The organism is Mycobacterium triplex (assembly GCF_000689255.1).
Taxonomy (GTDB): Bacteria; Actinomycetota; Actinomycetes; order Mycobacteriales; family Mycobacteriaceae; genus Mycobacterium; species Mycobacterium triplex.
This window is the reverse complement of sequence record NZ_HG964446.1, coordinates 4,349,372-4,368,657: the sequence shown is the minus strand read 5'-3', so window position 1 is coordinate 4,368,657 and position 19,286 is coordinate 4,349,372. Positions and strand designations below refer to the sequence as shown.

At 67.6% G+C, this 19,286-nt stretch carries 13 protein-coding genes; all 13 read left to right on the top strand.

The window, feature by feature from the left end:
• The first annotated feature begins 19 nt into the window (after positions 1–19).
• Positions 20–1,963, top strand: a complete 1,944-nt coding sequence (locus BN973_RS20190) for a 2-oxoacid:acceptor oxidoreductase subunit alpha (protein WP_139830238.1) — start codon at positions 20–22, stop codon at positions 1,961–1,963.
• On the top strand, positions 1,960–3,063 hold the full coding sequence (locus BN973_RS20185; RefSeq protein ID WP_036470429.1) for a 2-oxoacid:ferredoxin oxidoreductase subunit beta: 1,104 nt from the start codon (positions 1,960–1,962) through the stop codon (positions 3,061–3,063). Before BN973_RS20190 ends, BN973_RS20185 begins: the two co-directional genes overlap by 4 nt.
• A gap of 12 nt (positions 3,064–3,075) precedes the next feature.
• Positions 3,076–3,669 (top strand): molybdenum cofactor guanylyltransferase, encoded by a 594-nt coding sequence (gene mobA / locus BN973_RS20180; RefSeq protein WP_036470427.1) that lies wholly within the window; start codon positions 3,076–3,078, stop codon positions 3,667–3,669.
• Between the two features lie 1,073 nt (positions 3,670–4,742).
• On the top strand, positions 4,743–5,282 hold the full coding sequence (locus BN973_RS20175) for a transglycosylase family protein (protein WP_036470426.1): 540 nt from the start codon (positions 4,743–4,745) through the stop codon (positions 5,280–5,282).
• A gap of 104 nt (positions 5,283–5,386) precedes the next feature.
• Complete coding sequence (locus tag BN973_RS20170) at positions 5,387–6,643, top strand: saccharopine dehydrogenase family protein (protein WP_036470424.1); 1,257 nt, start codon at positions 5,387–5,389, stop codon at positions 6,641–6,643.
• Between the two features lie 97 nt (positions 6,644–6,740).
• Positions 6,741–7,262 (top strand): DUF937 domain-containing protein, encoded by a 522-nt coding sequence (locus tag BN973_RS20165; protein ID WP_036472770.1) that lies wholly within the window; start codon positions 6,741–6,743, stop codon positions 7,260–7,262.
• 175 nt (positions 7,263–7,437) lie between these two features.
• A complete protein-coding gene (locus BN973_RS20160) occupies positions 7,438–8,058 on the top strand; it encodes a LysM peptidoglycan-binding domain-containing protein (RefSeq protein WP_036470422.1) in 621 nt (206 codons plus the stop codon).
• 85 nt (positions 8,059–8,143) lie between these two features.
• Positions 8,144–10,792 carry a valine--tRNA ligase gene (locus tag BN973_RS20155; RefSeq protein WP_036470421.1) on the top strand — a complete coding sequence of 883 codons (2,649 nt, stop codon included), beginning with the start codon at positions 8,144–8,146 and terminating at the stop codon, positions 10,790–10,792.
• Positions 10,789–12,252 (top strand): bifunctional tetrahydrofolate synthase/dihydrofolate synthase, encoded by a 1,464-nt coding sequence (folC, locus tag BN973_RS20150; protein WP_036470420.1) that lies wholly within the window; start codon positions 10,789–10,791, stop codon positions 12,250–12,252. The genes BN973_RS20155 and folC overlap by 4 nt, the downstream gene beginning before the upstream one ends.
• On the top strand, positions 12,249–12,632 hold the full coding sequence (locus tag BN973_RS20145) for a DUF4233 domain-containing protein (RefSeq protein WP_036470419.1): 384 nt from the start codon (positions 12,249–12,251) through the stop codon (positions 12,630–12,632). The genes folC and BN973_RS20145 overlap by 4 nt, the downstream gene beginning before the upstream one ends.
• A 29-nt stretch (positions 12,633–12,661) precedes the next feature.
• The gene (gene ndk, locus BN973_RS20140) at positions 12,662–13,072 is read left to right on the top strand and encodes a nucleoside-diphosphate kinase (RefSeq protein WP_036470417.1); all 411 of its coding nucleotides are present in this window, start codon (positions 12,662–12,664) and stop codon (positions 13,070–13,072) included.
• 306 nt (positions 13,073–13,378) lie between these two features.
• Positions 13,379–16,177, top strand: coding sequence for a ribonuclease E (gene rne, locus BN973_RS20135; protein WP_084163469.1), 2,799 nt, complete (start codon positions 13,379–13,381; stop codon positions 16,175–16,177).
• A 146-nt stretch (positions 16,178–16,323) separates the two neighbouring features.
• Positions 16,324–19,086 (top strand): PPE family protein, encoded by a 2,763-nt coding sequence (locus tag BN973_RS32205; protein WP_051641377.1) that lies wholly within the window; start codon positions 16,324–16,326, stop codon positions 19,084–19,086.
• Positions 19,087–19,286: the final 200 nt, after the last annotated feature.

The following is a 19,286-nucleotide window of genomic DNA, read 5'->3' as shown; positions in this document are numbered from 1 at the left end:
ATAAATGGAAGGCGGGGACGTGGATTTGAACGGCAGTGGAGCCGGGTCAGATTCTCATGGCGGGTCTTCGGACCGTCAACGCCTGGAGCAGGTTGTCATCCGATTCGCCGGCGACTCCGGCGACGGCATGCAGCTGACGGGTGACCGGTTCACGTCGGAGGCCGCGCTGTTCGGCAACGACCTGGCGACCCAACCGAACTACCCCGCCGAGATCCGCGCCCCCGCAGGCACATTGCCCGGCGTCTCGTCGTTCCAGATCCAGATCGCCGACTACGACATCCTGACCGCCGGTGACCGGCCGGACGTGCTCGTCGCGATGAACCCGGCCGCGTTGAAGGCCAACATCGGCGACCTGCCGCGCGGCGGCATGGTGATCGCGAACTCCGACGAATTCACCAAGCGCAACCTGACCAAGGTCGGCTACGTAGCAAACCCGCTGGAGACCGACGAGCTGTCCGACTACGTGGTGCACTCGGTCGCGATGACCACGCTGACCCTTGGCGCCGTCGAGGCGATCGGGGCGTCGAAGAAGGACGGGCAGCGCGCCAAGAACATGTTCGCGCTCGGCCTGCTGTCGTGGATGTACGGACGGCCGATCGAGACCAGCGAGAACTTCATCAGGGAGAAGTTCGCCCGCAAGCCCGACGTCGCCGAGGCCAACGTGCTCGCGCTGAAGGCGGGCTGGAACTACGGCGAAACCACCGAGGCGTTCGGCACCACTTACGAGGTGTCCCGGGCGACCTTGCCGGCCGGCGAATACCGCCAGATCTCGGGCAACACCGCACTGGCCTACGGCATCGTGGCGGCCGGTCAGCTGTCCGGCATTCAGGTAGTGCTCGGCAGCTACCCGATCACGCCGGCCTCCGACATCCTGCACGAGCTGTCCAAGCACAAGAACTTCAACATCATCACCTTCCAGGCCGAGGACGAGATCGGCGGGATCTGCGCCGCGATCGGCGCCTCCTACGGCGGTGCGCTGGGCGTCACCACGACGTCGGGCCCGGGTATCTCGCTGAAGTCCGAAGCGATCGGCCTGGCCGTGATGACCGAACTGCCGCTGCTCGTCGTCGACGTGCAACGTGGTGGCCCCTCGACCGGCCTGCCCACCAAGACCGAGCAGGCCGACCTGCTGCAGGCGCTGTTTGGCCGCAACGGGGAGTCGCCGGTGGCGGTGCTGGCGCCGCGGTCGCCGTCGGACTGCTTCGAGACCGCGCTGGAGGCGGTGCGCATCGCGGTGTCCTATCACACGCCGGTGATCCTGTTGTCCGACGGCGCGATCGCCAACGGCTCGGAACCGTGGCAGATCCCCGACGTGTCGACGCTGCAGCCGATCACGCACACCTTCGCGAAGACGGGCGAGCCGTTCCAGCCCTACGCCCGCGACCCGGAGACGCTGGCTCGCCAGTTCGCCGTTCCGGGCACGCCCGGGCTGGAACACCGGATCGGTGGCCTGGAAGCCGCAAACGGTTCGGGCGCAATCTCTTACGAGCCGGTCAACCACGACCTGATGGTCCGGTTGCGCCAGGCCAAGATCGACGGCATCTCCGTGCCCGACCTGGAGGTCGACGACCCGACCGGGGATGCCGAGCTGCTGCTGATCGGCTGGGGCAGCTCGTACGGCCCGATCGGTGAGGCCTGCCGGCGTGCGCGCCGCAAGGGCATCAAGGTCGCCCACGCGCACCTGCGCTACCTCAATCCGTTCCCGGCCAACCTCGGCGACATCCTGCGTCGGTACCCGATGGTGGTGTGCCCGGAGATGAACTTGGGTCAGCTGGCGATGCTGCTGCGCGCCAAGTACCTGGTCGACGTGCAATCGGTCACCAAGGTGCACGGCCTTGCCTTCCTCGCCGACGAGGTGGGACGGGTCATCCGCGCCGCACTGGCCGGGACGCTGGCCGAGATCGAGCAAGACAAAGCGATGGTCGCCAGAATGGCGGCAGCAACGGTTGGAGCTAACGCATGACGAGCGGGATCGCTGGCGACCTGGCGGGCACGGACCTCGGCCTGACGCCGAGGTTGAAGAAGAACGACGGTGTGCCCCGCCTATCCGCTGAAGACCAGCCGCAGAAGGGGAAGGACTTCACCAGTGACCAAGAGGTCCGCTGGTGCCCGGGCTGCGGCGACTACGTCATTCTCAACACGATCCGCAACTTTCTGCCCGACCTGGGTTTGCGCCGCGAGAACATCGTGTTCATCAGCGGCATCGGCTGCTCCAGCCGCTTCCCGTACTACCTGGAGACCTACGGGTTCCACTCGATCCACGGCCGCGCGCCGGCGATCGCGACCGGCCTGGCGCTGTCCCGGGAGGACCTGTCGGTCTGGGTGGTCACCGGCGACGGCGACGCCTTGTCGATCGGCGGCAACCACCTGATCCACGCGCTGCGCCGTAACGTCAACATCACGATCCTGCTGTTCAACAACCGCATCTACGGGCTGACCAAGGGCCAGTACTCGCCGACGTCAGAGGTCGGCAAGATCACCAAGTCGACCCCGATGGGTTCGCTCGATCACCCGTTCAACCCGGTGTCGCTGGCACTGGGCGCCGAGGCGACCTTCGTCGGCCGCGCGCTGGACTCCGACCGGGCCGGGCTGACCGAGGTGTTGCGCGGTGCCGCCGAGCACCGCGGCGCCGCGGTCGTCGAGATCCTGCAGGACTGCCCGATCTTCAACGACGGCTCGTTCGACGCGCTGCGCAAAGAGGGCGCCGAAGACCGCGTGATCAACGTGCGGCACGGCGAGCCAATTGTGTTCGGCGCCAACGGCGAATACTGCGTGGTGAAGTCAGGCTTCAGCCTCGAAGCCGCCAAGACCGCCGACGTGGCGGTCGAAGAGATCGTCAAGCACGACGCGCACACCGACGACCCGGCCTACGCGTTCGCGCTGTCGCGGCTGTCGGATCAAAACCTCGACCACACCGTGCTGGGCATCTTCCGCGACGTCTCCCGGCCCACCTACGACGACGCGGCGCGCGCTCAGGTCGCCGCGGCCCGCGCCGCAACCCCGTACGACGCGGCCGCGCTGCAGTCACTCCTGCGCGGTCGCGACACCTGGACCGTCGACTAAGGGGCTGCGCTGGTGTCCGATGCAGTGTCATTGGCCGCAGTAATACTCGCCGGAGGCGAATCGCGGCGGATGGGCCGCGACAAGGCGACCCTGCCGGGTCCCGGCGGAGCCGCCACGATGGCCGAGTATGTCGTCGGCGTCGTGGCTGCGCGCTGCGCGCCGGTATTCGTCGTCGCCGCCCCGGGCCAACCGCTGCCGAAACTCGAGGCGCGGGTGATCCGCGACGAGATACAGGGGCTGGGACCGCTGCCGGCGACCGGGCGGGGACTGCGCGAGGCCGCCGCCGCCGGCGCGCAGTTCGCTTTCGTCTGTGCGGTCGACATGCCGCTGCTGACAGCGGAATTGATCGACGAGCTGATGGCGCTCGCCACCAAGACCGACGCCGAAGTCATCGTGCCGTGGGACGGTCGCAGCCACTTTCTGGCCGCGGTGTACCGCACCAGTCTGGCCGACCGCATCGATGCGCTGGTGGCAGCCGGCGAGCGCAGGATGAGCGCCCTGATCGACGCGTCGGACGCCCAGCAGATCGTGCTGCCGGATTCGCGTGCGTTGACCAACGTCAACACCGACGCCGAGTTCCGCGCGCTGGTGCTCCCCGGGGCCTGATCGGCGTCGGCGAGTTCCGCCATTTCCGAGATTAGTTGTTTCGCATAATCTCAATTTCTCGAAATAACACACATCGCTTAATTGCTCGGCCAGTTAACCGATTGTTAATCCACTTTCGTTATTGGTAGGCCGCGAATAGCTCGCCCATTTGCAGGCCCATTGCTGCATACGCCTTTCTGCGGCCGCATCTGGTGGCTTGATTCCGTTGGGGCACAGGATCTTTCGCTGTTCGGTCGGCGTCCCGGGGGCCGGGGTGGCAGCCGGCGCCGCGATGCGGCCTCGGAAAGTGGCGGTTGGAATTTGTCCAGCAAATTGTCTTGTGCAAATGCCGGTGGCGCGGGGTGCGCGGTCTCGTCCGGGGCGGTCGGCCGCGCCGCGCGTGCGCTCTGCGTGCCCTTGACGGGTAAAGCCTTTGACGCACTGCGTAACTCGGCCGAAATGGTTGTCGACACCCCTTACCCGATGTTGGCGTCCGCCGCGCCCGACACCCGTGGCCAGCGGCGACGAATAACGTTGCCAAGGCACGGGTTTGGGCTGGTGGCGGTCGGTATTGGCAGGTCGATCTGAACCGATCAAGATCATGTAACGCGCCGCTCGGTCACCCTGGATTGGGACCGTCGGCGAGCCACGGCCCAGCTGCCTGGCAAATGCGTGGTCCAGCTCACAAAATGTGAGTGATTCGGGTCACGATCGTGACTTGATCTTGACCTGGGAGTTTTCAAAGAAAAGGCACAGCTGACCTGCAAAAATAATTCTCCGTTCGCACCGTAATCTGCTCGTTATTGTTCCGAGATATCGGCGTGTCGGATATGACGAATGCCGTGCGGTCCCATACGGTGCCTTTTAGCCCGAAAGGGGTTATAGAAAATTTAATCCACGGACCCGTGTGTGAGCGGGGCTGCGGGCGGTCTTGGTCGCCCGGCGGCCAGCGGCTTTCGCCTGCTGGGCAGTTCATGCCCTCGCTGTCGTGCCGAAACGAGACGGCACGTTCCAGAGCACCTATCTCCACTGCAAGAACACCCAAAACCCACCCGTGGGTTTGCTTTGGCGCGCGCGCTCGCGAAAGGAACACTTTGAATAACGTCCGCAAGACGCTCATCCTCGCTGCTATCACAGGCTCGCTGGTGACGCTCCCGTCCGCCACCGCCAGCGCGGATGTGCCTCCGCCGCCGGCCCCGGACGCCCCGGCTCCCGGCGCGCCCGCCGCGCCGGTGGGCTTCGACGTCCCGCCGCCCCCGGCCCCGGCGCCTGCCCCGGTGGGTTTTGACCCGAACGTCCCGCCGCCCCCGGCGCCGGACGCCCCGCCTCCGCCGCCCGCTCCGGTGGGCTTCGAGCTTCCGCCGCCGCCTCCGGCGCCGGACGCCCCGCCGCCGGTCAAGGCGTACAGCGTGAACTGGGATGCCATCGCACAGTGCGAGTCGGGTGGTAACTGGGGGATCAGCACCGGTAACGGTTACTCCGGCGGCCTGCAGTTCACCCCGAGCACCTGGCGTGCCAACGGCGGGTCGGGTTCCCCGGCCGGCGCGAGCCGCGAGGAGCAGATCCGGGTGGCCGAGAACGTGCTGCACTCGCAGGGCATCGGCGCGTGGCCGGTCTGCGGTCGTCGCGGCTGATCGTCGGTCGTACGCACACAGAAAATGCCGGGCCGGGTGCCCGGCATTTTCTGTGACCGAGGGGAGGACCGACGGGCCGATCGCGACCGGGTACCGTCGCGACGATGACCGCAACGGGGCGTGACTTCGACATCGTGCTGTACGGGGCGACCGGCTTCGTAGGAAAGCTCACCGCCGCATACCTGGCAAGAGCCGGAGCCGCTGCGCGGATCGCCCTGGCCGGCAGGTCGACGGATCGCTTGCGTGCCGTTCGCGACACCCTGGGCGAGGCCGCGCAGTCCTGGCCCGTGCTCAGCGCCGACGCGGCGTCGCCGTCGACCCTCGATGAGATGGCCGCCCGCACCCGGGTCGTCGTCACCACGGTCGGTCCCTACGCCCGGTACGGCATGCCGTTGGTGGGCGCGTGTGCGGCAGCCGGTACCGACTATGCGGACTTGACCGGCGAGGCGATGTTCATCCGCGAGGCCATCGACCTCTACCACAAACAAGCCGCCGACACCGGCGCCCGCATCGTGCACTGCTGCGGATTCGATTCCGTCCCTTCGGATCTGACGGTGTACGCGCTGCACCGGGCGGCACAGGGCGACGGGACCGGCGAACTCGGCGATACCAACTTCGTGATGCGCAAGTTGATGGGTGGGTTCTCCGGCGGGACGGTCGCGTCGATCATGGGCGTGCTGGAAGCCGCATCCAGTGACCCCGAGACACGCCGCCGGCTGGCCGACCCGTACACGCTGAGCGACGATCGTGGCGCCGAACCCGAGCTGGGTCGGCAGCCCGATCTGCCGTGGCGGCGCGGACGCTACATCGCGCCGGAGTTGACCGGCGTCTGGACGGCCGGATTCTTGATGTCGTCGATCAACACCCGAATTGTTCGGCGCAGCAACGCATTACTTGATTGGGCATACGGGCGGCGGTTCCGCTACGCCGAACACATGAGCCTGGGTTCGTCGCCGCTGGCGCCGGTGGCGTCCGCGATCGTGGCCGGGATCGGCAACGCGTCGTTCGCGCTGGGCAGCCGCTACTTCCGGTTGCTCCCGCGCCCGCTGCTGGACCGCATCGCACCGAAACCCGGCAGCGGTCCGAGCGCCAAGGCGCGCGACCGCGGCTATTACCAGCTCGAGACGTACACCACCACAACCAGCGGTGCCCGCTACGTGGCAAGGATGGAGCAGCGCGGAGACCCCGGCTACAAGGCGACCGCGGTGTTGCTGGGGGAGTGCGGTCTGGCGCTGGCGCTGGATCGTGACAAGCTCACGGACCTGCGCGGCGTGCTCACCCCCGCGGCCGCGATGGGCGACGTTTTGCTGACCCGGCTTCCTGCGGCCGGCGTGTCGCTGCGCACCGAGCGGTTGGATTAAGCCTGCTGCTACAACGCCTTTCGGTCCGAGTCGTATCGGACTAGTGTCGTAGTCGACTTGCCTGAAATAATCCGTGCAATCAAGGGTGGAGATCCCGATGGCCGGTCTCGATGATCTGTACGCGCAAATTCCCACAGCTGAGATAGCAAGCAAGCTCGGCGCCGACGAAGGCGAAGTAGACACGGCGGTGCACACGCTGGTGCCCGCACTGCTGAGTGGCCTGCACCAGAATTCGCAAGATCCCGAGCACGCGGACCGGATCGAATCCGCCGCGACCGCTGCCGAGGATGACGGGCACCAGGCGGTCGCGACGCTCTTCGGTGGCAGTGACCCCGACCAGGTCGCGTCCGCGCTGGCGCAAGGGGGAGCGGGCAACAGCGAGCTGGTCAAGCAGCTGTTGCCGGTCGTGCTCCCGATTGTGCTGGCGTACATCGGAAAACAGCTTTCCGGCGGCTCATCACCGCAGTCGCAGTCCGGTGGCCTCGCCGAGGTCTTGGGCAACATTCTCGGTGGCGGCGGCGGGGACAAGTCGCTGGGCAACATCTTGGGAAGCGTGCTGAGCGGCAAGGGTGGCGCACTCGGTGACATCCTCGGCGGCCTGCTCGGCGGCAAGAAGTAGCCAAGCGCCATAGCGGCTCTGGTGGACCGTCGGATCTGACGGTTTCGATTGCGTCGAGGGAGGTATGCCAGGTCCGACCGACATTCAGGTCCGACCGAAGTGGGCGCCCGCTCATCGGGCACCGGCAACCGCGTCCGGCGCCGGCGCGCCGGACTAGATGACGAGAGGAAATGCCATGTCAGACACGCTTACTGAAGGACAACAGCTGCAGCGGGGGCAATCGCTGGCCTCCAACAACGGCGCGTACACCCTGACGCTGCAAGACGACGGCAACCTCGTGCTGGCCGCGCGGGGCGAGGCACTGTGGGCGACGGCGACCAACGGCCAGGATGTGCAGCGCGCCGAAGTGCAGCGCGACGGCAACTTCGTCCTGTACACGTCGGACAAGCCCGTTTGGCACACCGACACCAAGGGCAAGAAGGATGTCCGACTCGTCCTTCAGGACGACTGCAACCTGGTGCTCTACGCCGCGGACGGACCCGCGTGGTCCAGCCACACCGAGACCGACGGTCCGCCACCTCCGGCGCCGGCGGCCGAGCCCGCGGATGTGACGACCGACACGGCCGAGCCCGGCGCGGAACCGATGTCCGGGCCCGTCGGTGGCGTCCCGGAGCCCACGGCAGACGCTGCGCCCGAGCCTGCGCCGCGCACGTACACCGTCGTCTCCGGCGACACGATGTGGGCCATCGCCGAGCGGTTTTACGGTGACGGCAGCAAGTATCAGGTGATCGCCGACGCCAGCGGCGTCGCCGATCCCGACCTGATCCACCCCGGCCAGGTGCTCACGATTCCCTGACCGGGACGGCCGAACCGAGAGTGACCGAGCACACGCGTGTTCGGGCGCTTACACGCGGGGCCGTCGCGGTTCCTAGAATTGACCGGTGACCGCCAGCCCCCGCTCCGCCGCCGACCTGCCCAAGTCGTGGGATCCCGGTGCGCTGGAGACGGGGATCTACCAGAGGTGGGTGGACGCGGGTTACTTCAAGGCGGACCCGACCAGTTCCAAGCCCGGGTACTCGATTGTGCTGCCGCCACCGAACGTCACCGGCAGTCTGCACATGGGTCACGCGCTGGAACACACGATGATGGACGCCTTGACCCGCCGCAAGCGCATGCAGGGATACGAGGTGTTATGGCAGCCGGGGACGGACCACGCCGGCATCGCGACGCAGAGCGTGGTGGAAAAGCAGCTCGCGGTCGACGGCAAGACCAAGGAAGACTTCGGCCGGGAGCTGTTCGTCGACAAGGTGTGGGACTGGAAGCGGGAGTCCGGCGGTGCCATCGGTGGTCAGATGCGGCGCCTCGGCGACGGGGTCGATTGGGACCGCGACCGGTTCACGATGGACGAGGGCTTGTCCCGGGCCGTGCGGACGATCTTCAAGCGGCTCTATGACGCCGGGCTGATCTATCAGGCCGAGCGACTGGTCAACTGGTCGCCGGTGCTGGAAACGGCGATCTCGGATCTCGAGGTCAACTACGTCGACGTCGAAGGCGAACTGGTGTCGTTCCGGTATGGGTCGCTGGACGATTCGCAACCGCACATCGTGGTCGCCACCACCCGGGTCGAGACGATGCTGGGCGACACCGCGGTGGCGGTGCACCCCGACGACGAGCGCTACCGCCACCTGGTGGGGACCACGCTGCCGCACCCGTTCGTCGACCGACAGCTCATAATCGTCGCCGACGAACACGTCGACCCCGAATTCGGCACCGGCGCAGTCAAAGTCACACCCGCACATGACCCGAACGACTTCGAGATCGGGCTGCGCCACGAGTTGCCGATGATCTCGATTTTCGACACCAAGGGCCGGATCGTCGGTACCGGAACACGATTCGACGGGATGGACCGCTTCGAAGCCCGCGTCGCGGTGCGCGAGGCGCTGGCCGCCGAGGGCCGGGTGGTCGCCGAGAAACGGCCCTACCTGCACAGCGTCGGGCACTCGGAACGCAGCGGCGAACCGATCGAGCCCCGGCTGTCGCTGCAGTGGTGGGTTCGGGTGGAATCGCTGGCCAAGGCCGCCGGCGATGCGGTGCGCAACGGGGACACCGTGATTCACCCGGCCAGCCTGGAGCCGCGCTGGTTCGGCTGGGTCGACGACATGCACGACTGGTGCATCTCACGGCAGCTCTGGTGGGGCCATCGCATCCCGATCTGGTACGGGCCCGACGGCGAACAGGTGTGCGTCGGACCGGACGAGACGCCACCGGAAGGCTGGGAGCAGGACCCCGACGTGCTGGACACCTGGTTCTCGTCGGCACTGTGGCCGTTCTCCACCCTGGGCTGGCCCTCGCAGACTTCCGAGCTGGAAAAGTTCTATCCGACAAGCGTTTTGGTGACCGGATACGACATCCTGTTCTTCTGGGTGGCGCGCATGATGATGTTCGGCACATTCGTCGGCGGCGACGACGCGATCACCCTCGGCGGCTCCCGCGGCCCGCAGGTACCGTTCACCGACGTCTTCCTGCACGGGCTGATCCGCGACGAATTCGGCCGCAAGATGAGCAAGTCCAAGGGCAACGTGATAGACCCGCTGGACTGGCTGGAGATGTTCGGGGCCGACGCGCTGCGGTTCACCCTGGCCCGCGGCGCCAGCCCCGGCGGTGACCTGTCCGTCGGCGAGGACGCCGTCCGGGCGTCGCGCAACTTCGTCACCAAGCTGTTCAATGCGACCCGTTTCGCGCTGCTCAATGGCGCGGCGGTGGTTGCCTTACCGGCGGAGGCCGAGGTGACCGATGCCGACCGGTGGATCCTGGGCCGGTTGGAAGAGGTTCGCGCCGAGGTTGATTCGGCGTTCGACAGCTACGAGTTCAGCCGGGCCTGTGAGTCGCTCTACCACTTCGCGTGGGACGAATTCTGTGACTGGTATGTCGAAGTGGCCAAGGTGCAACTCGCCGACGGGTGCACTGCGACCACCGCGGTGCTGGCCGCGGTGCTCGACACGCTGCTGCGGTTGCTGCACCCGGTCATCCCGTTCGTCACCGAGGAGCTGTGGCAGGCGTTGACGGGTGAGGAGTCCCTGGTGATCGCCGAGTGGCCGAAGCCGTCCGGTATCAGCCTGGATCCTGTTGCGCTGCAACGTGTCAGCGATATGCAACGGCTGGTGACCGAGGTCCGGAGGTTCCGCAGCGACCAGGGCCTGGCCGATCGGCAGAAGGTGCCGGCCCAGCTGGGCGGTGTCGAGGACTGCGATCTGAGCAGTCAGGTCGCCGCGGTCTCGTCGTTGGCGTGGCTCACCGCGCCCGGCCCGGATTTCGGCGCATCGGTGTCCTTGGAGGTTCGGCTCAGCGGCGGCACCGTCGTCGTCGAACTCGACACCTCGGGCACCATCGACGTCGCCGCCGAACGCCGTCGGCTGGAAAAGGATCTGGCCGCAGCGCAGAAGGAGTTGGCTTCCACCACAGCCAAATTGGCCAACGGGGAGTTCCTGTCCAAGGCGCCGGAACAGGTCGTCAGCAAGATCCGCGATCGTCAGCGGCTGGCCCAAGAGGAAACCGAGCGTATCAACACCCGGCTGGCCGGGCTGCAATGACCGACGAGCCCGACTGGCTCGACGAACCGGAGTCCAGCAGCTCTGCTCCCACGCCGGACGAGACCCCCACGCCGGACGAGATCGCGTCCCTGTTGCAGGTCGAGCATCTGCTGGACCAGCGTTGGCCCGAGACGAAGATCGAACCGAGCCTGACCCGGATCAGCGCACTGATGGATCTGCTCGGCTCGCCGCAGCTGGGCTATCCGTCGATCCATGTCGCGGGCACCAACGGCAAGACCTCGGTGGTGCGCATCATCGATGCGCTGCTGACCGCGCTGCACCGGCGCACCGGCCGAACCACCAGCCCGCACCTGCAGTCGGCGATCGAACGCATCGCGATCGACGGAAAGCCAATCAGCCCAGCACAATACGTGGCGGCGTATCGCGAGATCGAGCCGTTCGTGCAGATGATCGACGCGCAGTCGCAGGCCGCCGGCGGCCCGGCGATGAGCAAATTCGAGGTGCTGACCGCGATGGCGTTCGCGGCCTTCGCCGACGCGCCCGTGGAGGTCGCCGTCGTCGAGGTCGGCATGGGCGGTCGCTGGGACGCCACCAACGTGATCAACGCGCCCGTCGCGGTCATCACCCCGATCGGCATCGACCACGTCGAGTACCTCGGCGAGGATCTCGCGGGAATCGCCGGCGAGAAGGCGGGCATCATCACCAAGGCCCCGGACGGCGCGCCCGACACCGTCGCGGTCATCGCGCGACAGGTGCCGGAAGCGATGGAAGTGCTTCTGGCGCAGTCGGTTACGGCCGACGCCGCGGTTGCGCGTGAGGATTCCGAGTTCGCGGTGCTGGGTCGTCAGGTCGCGATCGGCGGGCAGATGCTGCAGCTGCAGGGCCTCGGCGGGGTGTACTCCGACGTGTTCCTGCCGTTGCACGGCGAGCATCAGGCGCACAACGCGGTGGTGGCTCTCGCCGCGGTCGAAGCCTTCTTCGGCGCCGGGGCGCAGCGCCAGCTCGACGTCGACGCGGTGCGGGCCGGATTCGCCGCGGTCACCAGCCCCGGGCGGCTGGAGCGCATGCGCAGCGCCCCCACCGTGTTCATCGATGCCGCGCACAATCCGGCCGGAGCGGCCGCGCTGGCGCAGACGCTGGACGGCGAATTCGACTTCCGATACCTGGTCGGGGTCCTGTCGGTGATGGCCGACAAGGACGTCGACGGCATCCTCGCCGCGCTGGAGCCGGCGCTCGATTCGGTCGTCATTACCCACAACGGGTCACCGCGGGCACTGGATGTCGAATCGCTGTCGCTGGCCGCACAGCAGCGGTTCGGGCCCGACCGGGTGCTGACCGCCGATAACCTGCGCGACGCGATCGACGTCGCGACCGCACTGGTCGACGACGCCGCCGCCGATGGTGCGGCCGAGGAGTTTTCCGGCACCGGAATGGTGATCACCGGCTCCGTGTTCACCGCCGGGGCCGCGCGTACGTTGTTTGGTCGTGACCCGCAATGACCGATAGCGACCAGAATCCGGCGCCGGGCGACCCCTGGAAGAGTTTCCGGGGCGTGATGGCCGCGACGCTGATCCTGGAAGCGATCGTGGTGCTGTTGGCGATACCCGTCGTCGGTGCGGTCGGGCCCGGCCTGAACGGGCCATCGCTGAGCTATCTGATCGGGCTCGCGGTATTGCTGATTCTGCTGTGTGGGCTGCAGGGCAGGCCCTGGGCGATCTGGGTGAATCTGAGTGTCCAACTGGTCGTCCTCGCCGGGTTCGCGGTGTACTCGGGGGTGGGATTCATCGGCCTGCTGTTTGCCGGACTCTGGCTGCTGATCGCCTACTTCCGCGCCGAGGTCCGCCGGCGTCAGGAGGGCGGGCAAACACCCCCGGGCTGAGTGCCGATTCGTTCTGTACGCTGACCGCCGTGACGGAACGGACCCTGGTACTGATCAAGCCCGACGGCGTGCAGCGCCGACTGATCGGCGAGGTCATCAGCCGCATCGAGCGCAAGGGCCTCGCCATCGTGGCGCTCGAGCTGCGCAGCGTCAGCAAAGAGCTGGCCACGCAGCACTACGCCGAGCACGAGGGCAAGCCGTTCTTCGAGTCGCTGCTCGACTTCATCACATCGGGCCCGGTGGTGGCCGCGATCGTGGAAGGCCCGCGCGCGATTGCGGCGTTTCGCCAGCTCGCGGGGGGGACCGACCCGGTGGAAAAGGCCATACCGGGGACGATCCGCGGCGATTTCGGGTTGGAAACGCAGCTGAATCTGGTGCATGGATCCGATTCGGTCGATTCGGCCAAGCGCGAAATCGCGCTATGGTTTCCCGGCGCTTAGGCCTCCAGCGCCCGACCGCCAGGTCAGGCTCGTTTGGGCATGCGGCGTGATGTGGGATACTGACTGCGGGTGAACGTCGCCGGACCGGCGTCAGACACCCGAATGAAGACTTAGACAAGCGCGACCATTGCCAGCTCGCGATGTTGCGCCGCATGTCAGGCCGACATTCAGCACGGCGCCGAGTTGGTTCTAGCCGAGTCGCTCGGGGCAAGACCATCACAAGCCCGGGAGAAGTGACCCGGGCACATAGCGAAGCCCTCGCGTGGCCGCGTCGACGAGACGCGCCCGGGGGCTTGAGGAGAATACGTGATAGACGGTGACCAGACTTCAGACTCTTCAACTGCGCCGGCCCCGGAGGACCTGCCGGACCGATTGAGAGTCCATTCCCTGGCACGCGCGCTGGGAACCACCAGCAAGCGGGTGGTGGACGCGCTCAGCGCGCTGGACGGTCGAATTCGCAGCGCACATTCCGGCGTGGACTACGAGGACGCGATCCGGGTCCGTGATCTGCTGTCGCCCCGACCGCCGGAGAACTTCGTGTCCTTCAGCAGCGCAGAGCCGGCCACATCCGGGCAACCCGAGTCCCGGGTGATGGTCGACAACGCGGTCGAGCGCCCGGCTTACATGCCGCTGTTCGTGGCGCCGCAGCCGGTCGCGGCCGACGTCCAGACCCGCGCCGACGACAGCATCGACACCGACAGCGACGATTCCGACGACGGTGACGACGACGAGGAACAGACCGATCGGCCGGCCAACCGGCGGCGGCGACGGGGCCGGCGAGGCCGTGGCCGCGGACGCGGCGAACAGGGCGGGTCCGACCAAGACGACGACGGCGACGGCGCAGGCTCGAAATCCGCCGACTCGGATGACTCCGACGACGCCGACGACCAGGACTCGGATGACTCCGATGACGGCGACGGCCCCGACGACGGTTCGCCGGATGGCGCCAACCGGCGTCGTCGCAGGCGCCGTCGGCGCAAGTCGGGCTCCGGTGACGACAACGACGACAGCTTGTCACCCGACGATCCACCGAACACCGTCGTGCACGAGCGGGCGCCGCGCGGTAAGGGCGGCTCCTCCGACGACGGCGGCAGAGGCAACAACGGCTCGAGCAATGCCGAGATCAAGGGCATCGACGGGTCGACGCGGCTGGAAGCCAAGCGGCAACGGCGCCGCGACGGGCGTGACGCCGGACGGCGCCGCCCGCCGGTGCTGACCGAGGCGGAATTCCTGGCGCGCCGCGAGGCCGTCGAACGGGTCATGGTGGTGCGCGACCGGGTCCGCACCGAGCCGCCGCATCCGGGTGCCCGCTATACGCAGATCGCCGTGCTCGAAGACGGGATCGTCGTCGAGCATTTCGTGACGTCGGCGGCGTCGGCGTCACTCGTCGGCAACATCTACCTCGGCATCGTGCAGAACGTGCTGCCCTCGATGGAAGCGGCGTTCGTCGACATCGGCCGTGGCCGCAACGGCGTGCTGTACGCCGGCGAGGTCAACTGGGAAGCCGCAGGGCTGGGCGGGGCCGAACGCAAGATCGAAAAGGCGCTCAAGCCAGGCGATTACGTCGTCGTCCAGGTCAGTAAGGACCCGGTTGGGCACAAGGGCGCCCGGCTGACCACCCAGGTCTCCCTGGCCGGCCGCTACCTGGTTTATGTGCCGGGCGCGTCGTCGACCGGGATCAGCCGCAAGCTGCCCGACACCGAACGCCAGCGTCTCAAGGAGATCCTGCGCGAGGTGGTGCCCTCGAACGCCGGCGTGATCATCCGCACCGCATCCGAGGGCGTCAAAGAGGAAGACATCCGCACCGACGTCGCCCGGCTGCAGGAACGCTGGGAACAGATCGAGACCAAGGCGGGCGAGATCAAGGAGAAGGCCGCCGGCGCGGCGGTGGCGCTCTACGAAGAGCCCGACGTGTTGGTCAAGGTCATCCGCGACCTGTTCAACGAGGACTTCGCCGGTCTGATCGTCTCCGGTGACGAGGCATGGAACACGATCAACGATTATGTGAATTCCGTTGCACCCGACTTGGTTTCGAAGCTGACGAAATATGACGCGCCGCCCGGAGCGGAAGGCCAGCCCGGCCCCGACGTGTTCGCGGTGCATCGCATCGACGAGCAACTGGTCAAGGCGATGGAGCGCAAGGTGTGGCTGCCGTCGGGCGGCACGCTGGTCATCGACCGGACCGAGGCGATGACGGTGGTCGACGTCAACACCGGCAAGTTCACCGGCTCGGGGGGCAACCTCGAGCAGACGGTCACCAAGAACAACCTCGAGGCGGCCGAAGAGATCGTCCGTCAGCTGCGGCTGCGTGACATCGGCGGCATCGTGGTAATCGACTTCATCGACATGGTGCTCGAGTCCAACCGCGACCTGGTGCTGCGCCGGCTCACCGAGTCGCTGGCCCGGGACCGCACCCGGCATCAGGTGTCCGAGGTGACATCGCTGGGCCTGGTGCAATTGACCCGCAAGCGGTTGGGAACGGGTCTGATCGAGGCGTTTTCGACGTCGTGCCCGAACTGCGGCGGCCGCGGCATCCTGCTGCATGGCGACCCGGTCGACTCGGCCCCCACGGCGGGGCGCAAGTCCGAGTCGGGCGGCCGGCGCGGCAAGCGGTCGAGGAAGAACCGATCCGAAGAGCCCACCGATCAGCCGGCCGTGGCCAAGGTGCCCGTGCACGCGCCGGGCGAACATCCGATGTTCAAGGCGATGGCCACCCGCGACAACGGCGAGGCCGACGAGGGCGGCGAGGACGTCGCCACCGAGATCGACGAGCAGACCAAGGCGGAGACTCCGGCCGACCTGGCGGACGCCGACTCCGACGCCTTCGAGGACGACGACACCGATCAGGACACCGACGACGTCGACGAGGACCTCGACGACGAGGATCTCGACGACGACGACGAAGACCTCGACGATGACGACGAGGATCTCGACGACGACGAAGACCTCGACGATGACGACGAGGATCTTGACGACGACGAGGACTCCGACGACGACAACGGCGACGCGGAAGATTCCACGGACGACGCCGGGTCGGATTTCGGACGTTCCCGCCGCCGGCGCGCGGCGGGCAGACCGGCCGGCCCGCCGATTCACATCGACTGATTCATCACGCGGGTGGCGGCCGTGTCACCGCGGAGAGCGCGTTTTTCGTAACGCCCGTTTGCGCGGCCGTTACCGAACGTTTGCCCGAGTTTCCTTAGATTGGCTTACTGTACTGACGCCTAATAGGTCGATACACGGGAGCCTTCGTGGATTTTGGGTTACTTCCCCCCGAGGTCAATTCCGCGCTGATGTACTCCGGTCCCGGGCCGGGGCCGATGCTGGAGGCGGCGGCGAGCTGGGAGGCGGTGGCCGCCGAACTGGAATCGACCGCCGCCGGCTATTCGGCGCAGGTGTCGGGGCTGAGCGGTGTGACGTGGTCTGGTCCGTCGGCGATGTCGATGGCTGCGGCCGCCGAACCCTATGTGGCGTGGTTGCAGGCGAGTGCTGCCCAGGCCGCCCAGACTTCGGCGCAGGCATATGCGGCCGCGACGGCCTACGAGGCGGCGTTCGCCATGACGGTGCCGCCGCCGGTGATCGCGGCCAACCGGGTGCAGTTGACGGCGCTGGTTGCCACAAATTTTTTCGGGCAGAACACTTCGGCGATCGCGGCCACCGAAGCCCAGTACGCGGAGATGTGGATCCAGGACGCCACCGCCATGTACGGCTATGCCGTCGATGCCTCGGCGGCGGGCAGCCTGACGTCGTATGACGAACCGCCGCAGACCACCGACGAGGCGGGGCAGGACGCGCAGGCCCGCGCGGTGGCCGACAGCGCGGCCGATACCGCGAAGGCCGAAACCCAAAACCTGACCCAGCTGGCGCAGCCCGCCGCCACCCAACAGGTGGCCGCAGACGCCACGCAACAGCTCGGCGGGGGAAACGTCACCATCGGGCCGGGCGGAAACCTCACCCTCGGCCCGGGTCTCACCACCGTTGGTCCGAACGGGACTTATACGTCCATCACCATCGAGTCCGGCGGCACGCTCACCCTCGACGGCACCCTGCTGATCCTGCCCGGCGGCACGGTCACCGACGGCGGCACCCTGATCGTCAACTCGGGCGGCACCATCACCGTCTCCAACGGTGCCAGCCTCACCGTCGGCACCGGCGGGGCGCTCACCGTCAACACCGGCGGCCTAGTCACCGTCAACACCGGCGGCGTCCTGTCCATCGATACCGGTGGCGTCGTCACCGTCAACGGCACCCTGGCTACCCAGGGCCTTGTCACCGACGCCGGCACCCTCACCGTCAATGCCGGCGGCGTCCTCAACGAGGGTGACGTCGCGGGCGTGAACGCCGGCACTCTCACCGTCGCTGACGGCGGCGCCCTCGACAACTACGGCAGCCTCACCGTCTATCCCGCCAGCACCCTCACGGTTGACGACGGCGGCACCCTCAACGTCTACGGCGGCGGCTCCCTCACGGTCGCCAACGGCGGCTCCCTCAGTGACTACGGCACCCTGGCCAACAGCGGAACCCTCGCGGTCGACGACGGCGGCACCCTGACCGTGTACCCCAATGGCGTGTTGAGCGACTACGGCACCATCACCAACTACGGCACCCTGGCCGTCAACGACGGCACCGTCACCAACCCGGGCGTCCTCACCGTGCATGACGGCGGCGTCGTTGACGACTACGGCCACCTCGCGGTCAACGCCCACGGCACCTTTGACGTCAACACCGGTGGCACCGTCAACGAATACGGCTCCCTGACCGTGGACAGCACGTTGAACGACGCCGGTGCTCTCAATGTCGACGACGGCGGCACCCTCACCCTGGGCAATAACGGCGTTCTCACCGTGTACCACGGCGGTACTCTCACCGTCTCCGACGGGGGCACGCTCGCCGACGGCGGCGCCCTGTCCGTCACCGACGGCGGCACGCTCGCCGACGGGGGTGCCCTCACGGTTGACACGGGCGGCACGCTCACGAACGACGGCGTCCTCACCGTCAGTCATGGCGGCACGCTCGGCGTCAGCGACGGTGGCACGCTGACCGTCACCGACGGGGGCGCGCTCAGCGTCAGCGATGGGGGCACGCTCACCGACGGGGGCGCGCTGACCGTCGACTCCGGTGGCACCCTCGGCGTCCCCGACGGGGGTGCCCTCACCGTCGCCGACGGCGGCGCCCTCACGAACGACGGCGCCCTCACCGTCGGCCATGGCGGCATGCTCACCGTCGACACCGGCGGCACCCTCGGCGACCACGGCACCGTGTCCAACATCGGCACCCTGTCCAACAGCGGCACGGTCACCGTGTACCCGGGCGGCTCGTTGAACGACTACGGCACCGTCGTCAACTACGGCACTCTGGCCGTCAACGACGGGACCGTCACCGACCCGGGCACGCTCACCGTCTACAACGGCGCCGTTCTCGACGACTACGGCCACCTCGGGGTCGACGCCCACGGCGCCCTCAACGTGAACATGGGTGGCACCGTCAACGAATACGGCTCCCTGACCGTCGACGACGCCGGCGCCTTCAACGATGGCGGCGCTCTCAATGTCAACGCCGGTGGCGGTCTTAGCCTCAGCGATGGCGGCGCTCTCACCGTGTACCACGGCGGTACGCTCACCGTCTCCGACGGTGGCACCGTCACCGTCGGGTCGGGCGGCACCGTCCCGATTGGAGACGGCGGCACCCTCGCCGTCGACGCCGGTGGAACGCTCACCGTCAACGGCGGCGGTTTCGTCATCGTCCACGACGGCAGCATCGTGCCGGTCGCACCCGGTGGCACCCTCGTCGTCGGCCCCGGCGACGTCGTCACCGTCTACCCAGGTGGCTTCGCCGGGTCCAGCGGCTACTTCGGCCCGGTGACCGTGGCTCCCGGGGTGCTGTCGGCGACACCGCCCGTTCCGGCGGGTTCCCCGGGCCTCGGCTTGCTGAGTTCACCGGGCCTGTCGGGGACCTCGGGAATCCAGCCCCAGGTTGATCCCGGCGCGCTCGCATACGCCTTGGCCGATAGTTAGCCAACAAGAAATAAACTCCTGTACGAAGTGATTCACACCATTGCCAAGGCCGGCTATGGGGAGGGCCGGGCCGGGCCTCGAACCCGCGGTGGCGCGTCCGGGCGCTGGTTTGACCCTGTAGCCGCTGGTCACGTACCCTTGGACAGTTGTCGTCAAGCCGGACGGCTGACTTCGGCGGACGACAGGCGGGAGAATTCTCC

Excerpts from the sequence above, each read along its gene's own strand:
- BN973_RS20185 (WP_036470429.1), top strand. The coding sequence starts at position 1,960 with ATGACGAGCGGGATCGCTGGCGACCTGGCGGGCACGGACCTCGGCCTG.
- BN973_RS20170 (WP_036470424.1), top strand. The coding sequence starts at position 5,387 with ATGACCGCAACGGGGCGTGACTTCGACATCGTGCTGTACGGGGCGACC.
- BN973_RS20165 (WP_036472770.1), top strand. The coding sequence starts at position 6,741 with ATGGCCGGTCTCGATGATCTGTACGCGCAAATTCCCACAGCTGAGATA.
- BN973_RS20160 (WP_036470422.1), top strand. The coding sequence starts at position 7,438 with ATGTCAGACACGCTTACTGAAGGACAACAGCTGCAGCGGGGGCAATCG.
- folC (WP_036470420.1), top strand. The coding sequence starts at position 10,789 with ATGACCGACGAGCCCGACTGGCTCGACGAACCGGAGTCCAGCAGCTCT.
- BN973_RS20145 (WP_036470419.1), top strand. The coding sequence starts at position 12,249 with ATGACCGATAGCGACCAGAATCCGGCGCCGGGCGACCCCTGGAAGAGT.